Here is an 11,805-nt window from a genome sequence, read left to right as displayed (position 1 = left end):
TTATCAGAATTCACAGGAATTGCGCTCATCTTTTTCCATGGAAACGAAGAAAAAGGATCTCCTGCCAGTCACAGAAGATCCTCACGGATTGTTATAACGATTTCAACGCTTCACTTGGGGTGTGTTCGCCGGAGATCAAATCGAACCCTTTTCGGTACGTATTCGGCTCATCGAGCGCTGCGACGATTGTGCGGGCCACGTCTTCACGCGGAATAAACGCGCGCTCCAAGTCCTTCTTCGCTTTGATTTTACCGGTCCCCGGCTCATTCAGTAAGCCACCCGGCCGCACAATGGTATAATTCAGTGACGACAACTCGAGCATGCGATCCGCATAGTGCTTGGCCGCAAAATAGTGCCGGATCTTCTCATTCCAGTTCTCGCGGTGGTGCGCCTGGATCGCACTGACCAGCAGATACCGGTCAATCCCCGCTGCTTCGGCCGCTTCCATGGTCTTTACAGCGCCATCGAGATCGATCAATAAGGTCTTATCCGCACCGGTACTCCCACCGGATCCGGCCGTGAACACCACCGCGTCGCAGCCGGACATGACTTCCTTCAATCCGGCAACCGGTCCCTCAAGATCGGCGACTTCCGCTTTCACCCCGTCAGCCAAAAGCGCCTCGGCCTGTTCTTTATTCCGAACCATCGCGGTGACGGTATGCCCGTCGTGTTCCTGCAGCTGTTTCACCAAATGGCGGCCGATCTGGCCGTTGGATCCAATCACAAATACGTTCATCTGTTCAACATCCTTTCGTCAAATGAGGTTCCTGTCGTTCCACTTTCCTCATTCCACCTCACCTGACAAACGAAACACCGCCCCAAAAGTTCGGAGCGGTGCAATGCATTCAGACGGAAACGTCAAGCTTTCCGCCCAAGTGGGGATGGCTTGCCTGTGGTGCCTGGAGGTCCGCTGAATCCATCAGCTTCTCAAGGACCTCGGTTTGTCCTTTCGCCAACGCCATGGACTTTTTCATCACAGCCATGGACGCCTGCTGCTGTGCCTGGCCCTGGTGCATGGCGATGGACATCATCGCAATATCCACTCTACCCCTCCTTCTTTCAGGTTCAAAGGTTATATCGGCAGCGCCATCGTCCTTTTCCAGTCCTCAGGAAAAATCCATTCGGGATTCGCTTTTGACGCATTCTGCTGTATAATATAGGCAGACAGAAAGCGCAAAAGGGGGAATTATGATGCAACAGCTGCAAGGAAGCAAGTTGAACGGGTATGACAATCAACCCTTATTCGTCTACCAATGGACCGCTATCCCTTCACCAAAAGCCCTGGTCCTGATCGCCCACGGTATGGCTGAACACGGTGGGCGCTATGAAGCGTTTGCCAGCTACCTCAATAAACAGGGCTATGCCGTCGCCGCTTCCGATCACCGGGGGCATGGACGCACAGCAGGGGCTGACCATTTGCTCGGTCAAATCGGGTCGGACGGGTTCCACAAAATTGTCGAGGATCAGCGCGTCCTCGTCGAAACATTCAAGACGCGCTTTCCGGATACCCCGGTCATTCTACTCGGTCACAGTTTCGGTTCCTTCATCACCCAGGAATTCATGATCCGCTACGGACGCCTGATTGACGGTGTGATCTTGAGCGGAACGACGGTGAACGCGGGAATCGATGTATGCCTAGGCGCCAAACTTGCCGCCATCCAGGAACGGCTCTTCGGCGGTGAGAAACCCGCCGCGTTACTCGATAAAGTCGCTTTCTCCGGAAATAACGACGGCTTTGACGACGCCGATCTGAGTGACGCCGCCTGGCTCAGCCGGGACACTGAAGCGGTCCGCTCCTACGATGCAGACCCGTATTGCGGCACGCTCTTTCCGATCGTTTTTTATAAGGAGCTGTTCACCTCCCTGCCGAAGCTCGTCGAACCTGAGCGCCTCCGCATGGTGCCCAAATCGCTTCCGGTCCTGCTCATCTCCGGGGACCGTGACCCGGTCGGCAAAAACGGTACAGGGGTCATCACCCTGAAAAGGATGTATGACCAACTCGGCCTGACGGACGTGACGATGACCCTGTACCCAAACGGGCGCCATGAAATGCTCAACGAAATCAACCGACGCGAGGTCTTTGACGATGTCCGCAACTGGCTTGAGACCATTTTGAGCGAAGAAGAGGCACTTCGATGATCAAGAACAAAGCCGTCAGATCTGTCATCGATTTTTTCAAAGCATTGGCCCAGGAGTTCTCACGGGACAATGTCCCCGTCCTTGCGGCGGCCCAGGCCTACTATTACATGCTGTCGCTGTTCCCGATGCTGATTCTGATTCTTTCCATTATTCCGTACTTCAACCTGGATCCGAATGTGATTATCAGTCTCTTATATGACTTCGTCCCCGGTGATATCGCCGAAATGATCGAGGATCAAATTGTCGATCTGATCACCGAGCAGCGCACAGGGCTGTTGACATTCGGGGTTCTCGGCACGATCTGGAGCGCGTCCAACGGCATGAATACCTTTATCAAAGCCCAGAACGAAGCCTATAATGTGACGGTCATCCGCCCGTTCTGGAAAGCGAGGCTCATCTCGATCGGCCTCACGTTCGGCCTGATCGTTGCCCTGATCATCGCACTGCTCTTACCGGTTTTGGGGGATACCATCATCAGCTTCGTCAGTTCGTTCGGGGTCTTGACCGAAGAACTTGAAGAGCTGTTTATGCTGCTTCGATGGGTCGTGAGTATCAGCCTGCTCGGTCTGATTTTCGCCGTCCTGTATACCCTTGCACCCAATAAGAAGATTCCGTTTCGCTACACATTGCCAGGGGCGATCTTTGCCACGTTATCCTGGCAGCTGACAAGCTTCGGGTTCTCTGTCTACATCAGTAATTTCGCCAATTTCTCCCAGACGTACGGCAGTCTCGGGGGCATTATCGTCCTGATGCTCTGGCTTTTCCTCATCGGCATCATCCTTGTCGTCGGTGCGGAAATCAACGCCATTATTTACCGCAGACGGCATGTGGACAGGCGGCTTGACCCTGAAGACGATTATATGATCTGAACCATACAGAAAACACCTGCCGGGCATGAGCCTGCGGCAGGTGTTTTCGCGTTGGTTATGCAAAAAAATCGATGTTCGACCCAAGATAAGGCTGGGCGTTTTGCTGGACCTGCTGCATTTGCTGCTGGCGCAGGCGCTGGTCATCCATCCGTTCATCGCGGTCGCGTTCCTGCAGATCCTGCCGGGCCTCTTCCGACTCATCAATGTTCTGAATCGCATTGATATCCTCTTGACCGAGATCGTCCATCCGTTGCTGCTGTCCTGCAACACTGTAATTCTGCTGCTGCGTCTGCAGCTGGTTCGCAGCAAGTGACATATTGATTTCCATGTATGTGCGCCCCCTTTCTGCGGAAAAATGTTCCGCTGTAGCAGGTATTACGTACAGTCTACCCGTTATCCGCGTTGGAGAAAACCCCGATCGTAACAAGAAATCTCTAAAATCGTGTGGAAGGCTTACGTTTGCCGGAGAAAACGGTTTCGTCTACAATGGAGAATGAACGCAAAATCAAGCGACGGAGGGGTACATATGGAGAACTTTATCTATGAAAATGCCACAAAACTGATTTTCGGGAAAGACACGGAAACCAAAACCGGTGAAGAAACGAAACAGATCGGAAAAAAGGTGCTGCTTCACTACGGTGGCGGCAGCATCAAAAAAAGCGGCCTTTACGACCGGATCACAAAGTCACTGACTGACGCAGGCGTCGAATACCTCGAACTCGGTGGCGTGAAACCGAACCCGCTGATTTCTCTGGTCCGGGAAGGGGTGGAGCTCTGCCGATCCGAAGAGGTTGACGCCATCCTGGCCGTCGGTGGCGGAAGCGTCATCGACTCCGCCAAAGCGATCGCCGCAGCCGTCTATTATGACGGGGACGCCTGGGATTTCTTCACGGGAAAAACATCGTATGAACAGTCCCTCCCGATCGGCGTCGTGCTGACCATCCCTGCTGCAGGCAGCGAAACGAGCGGCGGAACCGTCGTCACCAATCAGGACGGCGACTATAAGAAGGCTTTCGGTCACGGGGGACTGCGTCCAAAATTTGCGATCATGAACCCCGAGCTCACCTATACATTGCCTGATTATCAGACGGCCTGCGGGATCACGGACATGACGTCGCACATTTTCGAGCGGTACTTCACCAACTCCACCCACGTGGAAGTCACCGACCGTCTGTGTGAAGGCACGCTGCGCACGATCATGAACCAGGCACCGAAAGTCCTGAACGAATCCCATAACTATGACGCCCGGGCCGAAATCATGTATGCCGGCACCATCGCGCATAACGACAGCCTTGGTGTCGGCCGCATCGGCTGCTGGGCCACGCACGGCATCGAGCATGAGATCAGCGGCATTTATGACATTGCCCACGGGGCAGGACTGGCGATCATGTTCCCGGCGTGGATGAAGTATGTGTACAAGCACGACGTGAAGCGCTTCGCGCAGTTCGCCAACCGCGTCTTCGATGTGGAGATCGATCTCGATGACCTGGAGAAGACTGCGCTGCAAGGCATTGCCAAGCTCGAAGCCTTTTTCGTCTCCATCGGTATGCCGACGCGCCTCTCCGAAGTGGAGATCGACGACAAGCACTTTGAAGAAATGGCCCGGAAAGCCACGGAAAACGGCCCGATCGGCAACTTCGTCAAGCTTGAAAAAGACGATGTCTTCCGGATTTATGAACTGGCCCAGTGACGTTCAGGTCGACCACGCGCGCTGCGTTTTCTGCTCGACACGGTTCAGATATAACGTCCTCTGACATACGTACAAAACCGGCACCTCCGAAAAAACGGGGTGCCGGTTTTTGTTCGTACCTCTCTACGAGCCATGTCTACTCAACCAGGCGGCTCGACTTTGATTTTTGATACGTTTCTGTGATGCGGGCTTCGAGGATCGGCTTCAACAGGAGCCCGATGACCAGTGACAGCACCCAGAACCCACCGAGAATCGCCAGGTTATACAGCACGTTTGAAACAATCATGCCCCCAACCGCCTCACGAAGAAGATTAATCGCATACGTGAATGGCAAAAACGGGTGTATCGCCTGGAAAAACGGCGGCGTGACTTCGATCGGGAACGTCCCGCCGCCGCCGGATAACTGCAACACAAGAAAGACAATGGCAATCGCCTTGCCGATATTGCCGAGAATCGACGCAAACGTATACACGATCGTCATGAAGACGAGGGCAATCAGAACGGAAAACACGACCAGCCAGACCGGATGGGCCGCATAGACCCCTAATAAATGCAGATTCCCAAGCGATACAATCAGCCCCTGTAAAATCGCAATGACCATGAACAAGAGGCCCCGGCCGACGTAGATCTGCCGTAATGTAAAACCTGCCCGCTGGTCTTTTTCATGCAGATTCGTTGTGACGAGATTACTCAAGAGCAGCGCCCCCACCCACAGGGTAAGCGGGGTATAAAAGGGCACGTTGGCCGATCCGTAATTCGGAATCGGAAACAGCTGGTTCTCGTCAAGCACCACCGGTTCCGCGAAGAAGGCCTCCTCCTCCGCCAGGTCATTACGAAGCACTGAAATCATTTCCTGAATCTGCTCGTCTTCTTCCAGTTCGCGGACCGTATCCGACACAGAGCGGATCTCTTCATCGATCACAGGCAGGTCCTCAGAGGCAAAGGCCGAAAGCATTTCCACCCCTTCACTCACTGCCGGCCAGTCCTCCTCGAGCCAGTCATTCACCCGTTCATAGTCCTCGCGGATCTCCGGCAGTTCCTCTTGCATCCACTGTGACAGGCTATGGACCTGCCTTTCTACGACAGGCAGATCCTCCCGGACAAACCGGGCAAGCGTCGTGACCCGTCTTTCAAGCTCCGGGTAGCGCGCATTTAACTCCTCGGTCAACGCGTTCAGCCGCTGTTCTGCTTCCGGCATCGTCGCCTCGGTGACTTCCCGGGCTGACGTAAAGCCGGACGCGATCGATTCCTGACCCTGCTCCAGCGCACTTTGCATATCTGCGACCAGCGACTGGTACATGTCGAGCGCGTCATAAAGCCGGTCCCCTTGGCGGCGGATCTCTTCGTCTACGTCCGTGGCAAAATCCACCCCGTCACCCATCAGCCAGGAACGCGCATCGTCGACCTGACGCCTTGTATCCGTAATCGTCTCACTCGCTTCCTCGGTAAGGGGCTCGACCGGATGAGACGCTCCTGACAGCGCCTCTTCCACTTCAGCGAGTTGTTGCTGAAGCGTTGTCAGCCGATCGATCACGTCATCAAGTTGGGCGAGGCCCTCTGCCAACTGCCCCTCGACATCATAGGCCGCAAAAGCTTCCAGACCGGTTGTTACACTTGCCAACAGGGCCTCCACTGTCTGAAGCTGATCACTCAGGGCTCTCACCTGCTCGATCAAAGCGTCATCCACGTCGTCACCGTCGATGGTCGACAGCCACTCGTCCAGCTCTTCCAGGCGCCGTTCCGTTTCCTTCAGTGCGTCTTCGCTGAACTCGAGGAAGCCGGTCAAATAAGCCTCTAGCTCCTCTTCTTCTAACCGTTCCACTTCCTCGGCAATCGACTCAACCGCCCGGCCCATCAGGCGCTCAATCCGGCCCTCATTCTCTTCGAGCCTCTCAATGCCTGAAGCAATTGCGTCTGCCGCATCGTCCAGCTGTTCGAGCCACCGATCTATTTGTTCCTCTGACACGTCGCCTTCTTCCAGCTTCTCAGCCATATCGTCCAGCGTCACCTGCCAGCTTTCCAATCGTTCAAGCTGCCTTTGAACAGCCTCCAGAGCAGGCGTGACATCCGCATCTGCAACATGTTCTTCGAGCCAGAGGAGAACAGCCTCCAATTCGTGAAGCGTGTCCAGATACGTATCGATGTTCTCTTGAACCTCACCGGCGGCGGCTTCGAGTTTATCCCATGCCTCGTGATCTTCCACGTCCTTTAGTCTGTCCTCTAACGCCTCAAGTGATTGACTGAACTGTTCAGCCTCTGAATCGAGCCTGATCATCCCGTCTTCTGCAAAATCGGTTGCCGTTTCATAGTTGACGGCGGCCTCGTCCAGTTCCTGCAGGAACTTATCTGCCTGCTCCTCGAGGAGGTTCAGTTCCTCCATCAGGCGATCACTCTCACCTTGGAGCGATTCACCTTCTTCAAAGACCGCCTCTACTTCCTCGTTCCATTCAGGCAGGCTCGCCTGCAGCCGGTTCAATCCATCAAGTGCTGCTTCGAACTGATCAAGCTCCGACTCCAGGGTCAGAATCGTTTCACTTTGTTCTGTGATCTCATCGAACGAATCGTCCAATGCCACAACGCCTTCTGCATACGCTTCGATGGCCGGTATGTACGTCTCGACGGACTGGATCGTTTGCGCATAGTCGTCGAGTTCATCCCACTCTTCTTCCAGGGCGATGATCGTATCCCCGAACTGCCGGGCATCACCCATCATCCCTTCGAGTTCAAAGACGACATCCTTCATGGCCCGAAACGTCGGCAGTTCCTCTTCAAGCTGGATTCCCAGTTCATCAAAGAGTGCGAACATGAGCCGTGACGTTTCCGCTGAAAACTGTTCATTGATCTCCCGGGTGATTGTCGAAGCACCCGTATCCGTCATCTTCGGAGCGATGGCATTCACTTTTTCATTGACGACATACGTCACCGCGGACTGTTGCGGATCTCCGTCGAGCACGGCCACGAGCGACGATGAAAAATCCTCCGGGATCATCACCGCAGCATAATAGTCACCCGACTTCACCCCATCAGTGGCTGTTTCTTCGTCTTCCACCATCGTCCAGCCTAGCTGATCGTTCGTCATCAGCGACTCTTCGAGTTCCTCACCGATGTCGATCCGTTCGCCGTCCACTTCCGCCCCGGCATCCTCATTGACGACAGCAACACTGACACCACCGGTATTTCCGTAGGGATCCCAGGCAGCACTTAAATTAAACCATGCGTATAAAGAAGGCAGGATCGCCAGTCCAATGAACAGCATCCCGACCAAAGGTACCCTTTTGATATTCCGCAGATCCTGCAGAAAAATTGCCACACTGTTTTTCATCACCTATGACCTCCATCAACATTTCCCAAACTGAGTATACGGGACAAAGGAGCAGCGGGTTTCATCATTTTGTAGCGGTAAGGATCAAAAAAACGCCGCACCCCAGTGGGCGCAGCGTCATTCTCAGTTCTTATCGCGATCCTCAAACAGACGCTTCACTTCGTCTTCCCCGAGCAGTTTTGTCAGTTCATCAAGATCCATGGCCGCTTCATCGTCTTCACTTGCATCCCCGTAGTGTTCGTCAATAAAGGTTTCAAGCTTCAAACGCGCGTGCTTCATGCCCGATGGTTTTGCGTCAAAGAGTTCAGCCGCTTCCTGTAAGGTGACTTTGAAGCCGCTGGCCAAGAACGACAGCGCCTCATACAGCATCGCGGCAGCGTGGTTTGGAACCGAACGGATCGTCGGGTCCTCGTGCAGGCAAAAGGACTGCCACATCATCCGGACCGTTTCGACCACGTCTTCAGGGTATTTGTCTTCGAGAACGTCTCTGAGGAGATCGTCCACCGCCTGTTGGTTCTCATTTTCAAGTGGTTCGTCGAGCAGATCCGACATCTCGTACAGCTCATTCACGAAGGGGAGCAGTACGCCGTCAAAAAAGCTCCCAGCCGGGTCTGCCATCAACTCTTTTGTACTTTCAAAGTCATGATCAGTCGTGATATTCACCATCGCATTCTCAAATGCATTCCGGTGTTCAGCCGCGATCCGAAACGGCATCATCAGGGGAATCACCGCATCGTCCACAGGGTAGCCGAAACAGACGATCAGATCCCCTTCCACATAGTCTTCATGCTCCGGCGTCGGGATAAACAGCGGTTCGTGATCGTGCACGATCGACGCAGCCAAAGGCAGAAATGTGTCACCTTCCTCATTTTCCGCCTTCACCAGCGCCGTGACTTCATACACGTCCGGTGAAATTTCATCGAGTTTACGGAATGCATGTAACACGACCGGCGAATACTGCTCATGCTTCTCCGCAAGCTCGGTGAAGTGCTGATGAATCGTGACATATGTACCCTCTTCCCGGGAAACAATCGGCGCGTGCATCATGTTCCAGATGTACGTCATCTGATAGGCCTGCACCATATCATCACTGGAATGCTCCGGCTCGGTAAAGTGCTCGAGCTGGTAACGTTCCAGGTCCTCCTGGTAATGCGTTAAGGCGTATTCATTCAAATCCGCAAAGGCGCCGACGAGTTCTTCAACCGGCACTTCCATTTGCATTGGTACGACATTATTGTTGTCTTTTTTTGTCATGGTATGGCTCAACCACCCTTCACTAAATCAATATTCGTTTCATTTTACCATAAACCGAAGGTCCGACGCATCCCGGCAATGGGTAAAGAAAACTCGGCTTACCGCCACGTGAATGGCGAACGGCTTCGTTGCACTTCTACTTTCCTGCTGAGGTATAAAAAAAGCCCTCCCGCAATGAAGCGAAAGGGCGTTCTTATAGAAGAATTACTTCTGTACGTTAGCCGCCTGTGGGCCACGCTGGCCTTGCTCGATGTCGAAGTTTACTGTTTGACCTTCGTCAAGTGATTTGAAGCCTTCGCCTTGGATCGCGGAGAAGTGTACGAATACATCGTCCTGTCCTTCAACTTCGATGAAACCGAAACCTTTTTCTGCATTAAACCATTTTACTGTACCTTGTGTCATAATGATGTTCCTCCTGGGTGGGGGTTGCCCACATTGTTTTGCAAGTTGAGCTCTTCATTTACTTAATCCAGAGGAATATCACGTAACATTCATCTTTCATTCATATCCGAACCTCAAGAAGCTTTCTACAGTATAACCCGCTCATCTGCAAATAGATACCCTTATTTGAAAATAAATCGACTCATTTTGTTCGTATCCCGCTAAACTCTTTGCTATCAAAGGTTCACAGCGACAACAAACAGGTACCCTGTCAGGATCATGAACACCGTGGCCGGTGATGACTGCCAGAATGTGTCCCCTGCTTTCATGCGGAAAAAGAGCGCCATGAACATCAGAAACGTCAGTCCACCTGTCGAGAGCACCAAAAAAAAGGGGAAATACAGGCCGATCAATAGACCGATGCCGCCTGCAATCTCCAATACGCCGATCAGCTCCGGGAACTTCGCCAGCCCGAAACGCTTGAATTCCTCTTTCATCTTCACGGAAAAGATGCACGTCAGCCCATACACGATAAACGAGATCGAAGAAACAAGAATCAATCCAAACGCGAGCGGTGAGATCAACTCAGGATCCCGGAATGGACAGCCGCTACAAACAATGACAGAAGAAGAAGAACGAATGACGGTACGTGCTTACTCCACGGGTTTTTCACTTTAAAATGCGCTGCCTGTGCGCAAACCATCAGAAACGCCATGAACAATGCTGCAAACGTCACCGGTTCCGGATACCAGATGCCTGTTACAAGCAGGGTGGATAAGGCGATTTTGATTGCCCCAACTGAATTTCGTGTGAGATCCGATAACCCGTACTGCTTAAATTCCACAACGATGTTGTCAAACCGGAATACCCAGACGATGACGATCGAGATCGCAATGATGATTTGAGAAAGAATCGATAATAATTCCATGTTATTTTGCCCCTTTACCCGTTAGTATATTGTCCGTGATCAACCATCAATTGTGAACTGTCAGATGATTGCCCGGTTGGTTGGAATTACCCCTATTGGCATCAATTGAAACACTTGTGATTGCTTTTTTTCAGAACGTCCTTCCTGCATCCATAAAAGCGAAGAAGTACGATGAAAAAAAAGATTTTCATCACCTTCACCCTCGTTCAATCGATGCATGAAAACGATGCCCTAAATAACACCCAAAAAAGCAGCCAGGGAAGTCCCTGCCTGCTAGTCTGTATGATTATTCCTCATCATTTTTCAGCATCGACTGATAGCGCGCATCGAGTTTTTCCTTCAAAGAATCCATCTCATCTTGCAAGGACTGACGCTCCTCGTCTGTCAGGGACTCGTCAGTCGCCTTGAAGGCAATGGCTTTCATCTTCAGCATGATCGTATGGATTTCATCGAATTGTTTTTGCTGTTTGTCGATCGCCTTTTGCTGTTCCAAGGATAAAGAATCTTTTCGTTCTTCCGACATCAGAACACCTCTCATCTCCAATTATAACAAAACATAAGGCGCGAAAAGTTCCGTCAGGGTCGCATGGAGTTTTTTCACCTGCGGGGTCAATGCTTGCTCTAAGATGGCCGCCACGGTGTCAAACGCATCGTTTTCCATCGCCGTGACAACCCGTTCAAACGTTTCATTCACTTTTTGGAGCTGTTGCGTGGCAATATCCGCCCCTTCTGCTTCTTCCAATACCGGTGTTAAAGACTTCTCAACAGACATAAACCCCACCATCATGTCGTCCATCAGCTGGATCGCATCCGGCGTCTTGTTTTCCTGGATCTGCTGTGGAATATGCTCAAGCCCCTCAATCATCGTCTCAAGCACGTTCAGACTTTGCTTCATCACTTCGATGTACTTCTCCATCCTATCCCTGCTTCCATTTATGTAATCTGCTTTTTCTTTGTATCGGTTTATGTAAGATGGTTGTTTACCCGAAGTACCAAGTCGGCTGGGTGATGCATTACAGAATTCATTATATCAAAAACTTCATGAAAAATGATCAGAAAATTCCGATCTGTTAATCCGAATGTATCACCACTGCTCTTATTGCATCAGAAACATCTGAGAAAAAAAGCTCTCACGGCAACCAGCATTGTCAGCAATCATCGTGGTTGAGTAAGCATCATGCCCCGACTTGACCATTTACACATTCGCTCAATGCGATTACGA

General features: G+C 52.1%; 14 protein-coding genes. 3 read left to right on the top strand and 11 right to left on the bottom strand.

Annotation, left to right across the window (positions count from 1 at the left end):
• Nucleotides 1–91 precede the first annotated feature (91 nt).
• Together BBEV_RS02630 and BBEV_RS02625 are read right to left on the bottom strand one after the other, a co-directional pair.
• Entirely contained in the window at nucleotides 92–736 is a 645-nt protein-coding gene (locus BBEV_RS02630; RefSeq protein ID WP_069364052.1) for an SDR family oxidoreductase, read from the bottom strand.
• Nucleotides 737–845: 109 nt separating this feature from the next.
• The gene (locus BBEV_RS02625; protein WP_069364051.1) at nucleotides 846–1,043 is read right to left on the bottom strand and encodes a YjfB family protein; all 198 of its coding nucleotides are present in this window, start codon (nucleotides 1,041–1,043) and stop codon (nucleotides 846–848) included.
• A gap of 148 nt (nucleotides 1,044–1,191) precedes the next feature.
• Between BBEV_RS02625 and BBEV_RS02620 the strand changes: the two genes are divergently transcribed.
• Both BBEV_RS02620 and BBEV_RS02615 read left to right on the top strand, forming a co-directional pair.
• A complete protein-coding gene (locus tag BBEV_RS02620) occupies nucleotides 1,192–2,139 on the top strand; it encodes an alpha/beta hydrolase (protein ID WP_198155054.1) in 948 nt (315 codons plus the stop codon).
• Complete coding sequence (locus tag BBEV_RS02615) at nucleotides 2,136–3,008, top strand: YihY/virulence factor BrkB family protein (RefSeq protein WP_069364049.1); 873 nt, start codon at nucleotides 2,136–2,138, stop codon at nucleotides 3,006–3,008. Before BBEV_RS02620 ends, BBEV_RS02615 begins: the two co-directional genes overlap by 4 nt.
• A 55-nt stretch (nucleotides 3,009–3,063) precedes the next feature.
• Here BBEV_RS02615 and BBEV_RS02610 read toward each other — a convergent pair whose 3' ends face one another.
• Nucleotides 3,064–3,336, bottom strand: a complete 273-nt coding sequence (locus BBEV_RS02610) for a hypothetical protein (protein WP_069364048.1) — start codon at nucleotides 3,334–3,336, stop codon at nucleotides 3,064–3,066.
• Between the two features lie 165 nt (nucleotides 3,337–3,501).
• On the opposite strand from BBEV_RS02610, the gene BBEV_RS02605 reads away from it, so the two are divergent.
• The gene (locus BBEV_RS02605) at nucleotides 3,502–4,698 is read left to right on the top strand and encodes an iron-containing alcohol dehydrogenase (protein ID WP_232318255.1); all 1,197 of its coding nucleotides are present in this window, start codon (nucleotides 3,502–3,504) and stop codon (nucleotides 4,696–4,698) included.
• Between the two features lie 136 nt (nucleotides 4,699–4,834).
• Here BBEV_RS02605 and BBEV_RS02600 read toward each other — a convergent pair whose 3' ends face one another.
• From BBEV_RS02600 to BBEV_RS02570, 8 genes are all read right to left on the bottom strand, one after another.
• Nucleotides 4,835–8,020 carry a YhgE/Pip domain-containing protein gene (locus BBEV_RS02600; RefSeq protein WP_069364046.1) on the bottom strand — a complete coding sequence of 1,062 codons (3,186 nt, stop codon included), beginning with the start codon at nucleotides 8,018–8,020 and terminating at the stop codon, nucleotides 4,835–4,837.
• Nucleotides 8,021–8,143: 123 nt separating this feature from the next.
• Complete coding sequence (locus BBEV_RS02595; protein ID WP_069364045.1) at nucleotides 8,144–9,274, bottom strand: hypothetical protein; 1,131 nt, start codon at nucleotides 9,272–9,274, stop codon at nucleotides 8,144–8,146.
• A 204-nt stretch (nucleotides 9,275–9,478) separates the two neighbouring features.
• Nucleotides 9,479–9,676 (bottom strand): cold-shock protein, encoded by a 198-nt coding sequence (locus BBEV_RS02590; protein ID WP_069364044.1) that lies wholly within the window; start codon nucleotides 9,674–9,676, stop codon nucleotides 9,479–9,481.
• A gap of 215 nt (nucleotides 9,677–9,891) precedes the next feature.
• Complete coding sequence (locus BBEV_RS02585) at nucleotides 9,892–10,152, bottom strand: DoxX family protein (RefSeq protein WP_232318348.1); 261 nt, start codon at nucleotides 10,150–10,152, stop codon at nucleotides 9,892–9,894.
• An 83-nt stretch (nucleotides 10,153–10,235) separates the two neighbouring features.
• A complete protein-coding gene (locus tag BBEV_RS02580; protein ID WP_069364043.1) occupies nucleotides 10,236–10,583 on the bottom strand; it encodes a DoxX family protein in 348 nt (115 codons plus the stop codon).
• A 60-nt stretch (nucleotides 10,584–10,643) separates the two neighbouring features.
• Complete coding sequence (locus BBEV_RS17335) at nucleotides 10,644–10,802, bottom strand: hypothetical protein (RefSeq protein WP_157100908.1); 159 nt, start codon at nucleotides 10,800–10,802, stop codon at nucleotides 10,644–10,646.
• A 67-nt stretch (nucleotides 10,803–10,869) separates the two neighbouring features.
• Entirely contained in the window at nucleotides 10,870–11,106 is a 237-nt protein-coding gene (locus BBEV_RS02575) for a flagellin N-terminal helical domain-containing protein (protein ID WP_069364042.1), read from the bottom strand.
• A 21-nt stretch (nucleotides 11,107–11,127) separates the two neighbouring features.
• Nucleotides 11,128–11,499, bottom strand: coding sequence for a DUF8042 domain-containing protein (locus BBEV_RS02570; protein ID WP_069364041.1), 372 nt, complete (start codon nucleotides 11,497–11,499; stop codon nucleotides 11,128–11,130).
• Nucleotides 11,500–11,805: the final 306 nt, after the last annotated feature.

It is taken from the genome of Salisediminibacterium beveridgei (genome assembly GCF_001721685.1).
In the GTDB taxonomy this organism is placed as follows: Bacteria; Bacillota; Bacilli; order Bacillales; family Salisediminibacteriaceae; genus Salisediminibacterium; species Salisediminibacterium beveridgei.
The sequence above is the reverse complement of the archived record's forward strand: the minus strand, read 5'-3'. Positions and strand labels throughout refer to the sequence as shown.

Excerpts from the sequence above, each read along its gene's own strand:
- BBEV_RS02630 (WP_069364052.1), bottom strand. The coding sequence starts at position 736 with ATGAACGTATTTGTGATTGGATCCAACGGCCAGATCGGCCGCCATTTG.
- BBEV_RS02620 (WP_198155054.1), top strand. The coding sequence starts at position 1,192 with ATGCAACAGCTGCAAGGAAGCAAGTTGAACGGGTATGACAATCAACCC.
- BBEV_RS02615 (WP_069364049.1), top strand. The coding sequence starts at position 2,136 with ATGATCAAGAACAAAGCCGTCAGATCTGTCATCGATTTTTTCAAAGCA.
- BBEV_RS02610 (WP_069364048.1), bottom strand. The coding sequence starts at position 3,336 with ATGGAAATCAATATGTCACTTGCTGCGAACCAGCTGCAGACGCAGCAG.
- BBEV_RS02605 (WP_232318255.1), top strand. The coding sequence starts at position 3,502 with ATGAACGCAAAATCAAGCGACGGAGGGGTACATATGGAGAACTTTATC.
- BBEV_RS02600 (WP_069364046.1), bottom strand. The coding sequence starts at position 8,020 with ATGAAAAACAGTGTGGCAATTTTTCTGCAGGATCTGCGGAATATCAAA.
- BBEV_RS02595 (WP_069364045.1), bottom strand. The coding sequence starts at position 9,274 with ATGACAAAAAAAGACAACAATAATGTCGTACCAATGCAAATGGAAGTG.
- BBEV_RS02590 (WP_069364044.1), bottom strand. The coding sequence starts at position 9,676 with ATGACACAAGGTACAGTAAAATGGTTTAATGCAGAAAAAGGTTTCGGT.
- BBEV_RS02585 (WP_232318348.1), bottom strand. The coding sequence starts at position 10,152 with ATGAAAGAGGAATTCAAGCGTTTCGGGCTGGCGAAGTTCCCGGAGCTG.
- BBEV_RS02580 (WP_069364043.1), bottom strand. The coding sequence starts at position 10,583 with ATGGAATTATTATCGATTCTTTCTCAAATCATCATTGCGATCTCGATC.
- BBEV_RS17335 (WP_157100908.1), bottom strand. The coding sequence starts at position 10,802 with ATGCATCGATTGAACGAGGGTGAAGGTGATGAAAATCTTTTTTTTCAT.
- BBEV_RS02575 (WP_069364042.1), bottom strand. The coding sequence starts at position 11,106 with ATGTCGGAAGAACGAAAAGATTCTTTATCCTTGGAACAGCAAAAGGCG.
- BBEV_RS02570 (WP_069364041.1), bottom strand. The coding sequence starts at position 11,499 with ATGGAGAAGTACATCGAAGTGATGAAGCAAAGTCTGAACGTGCTTGAG.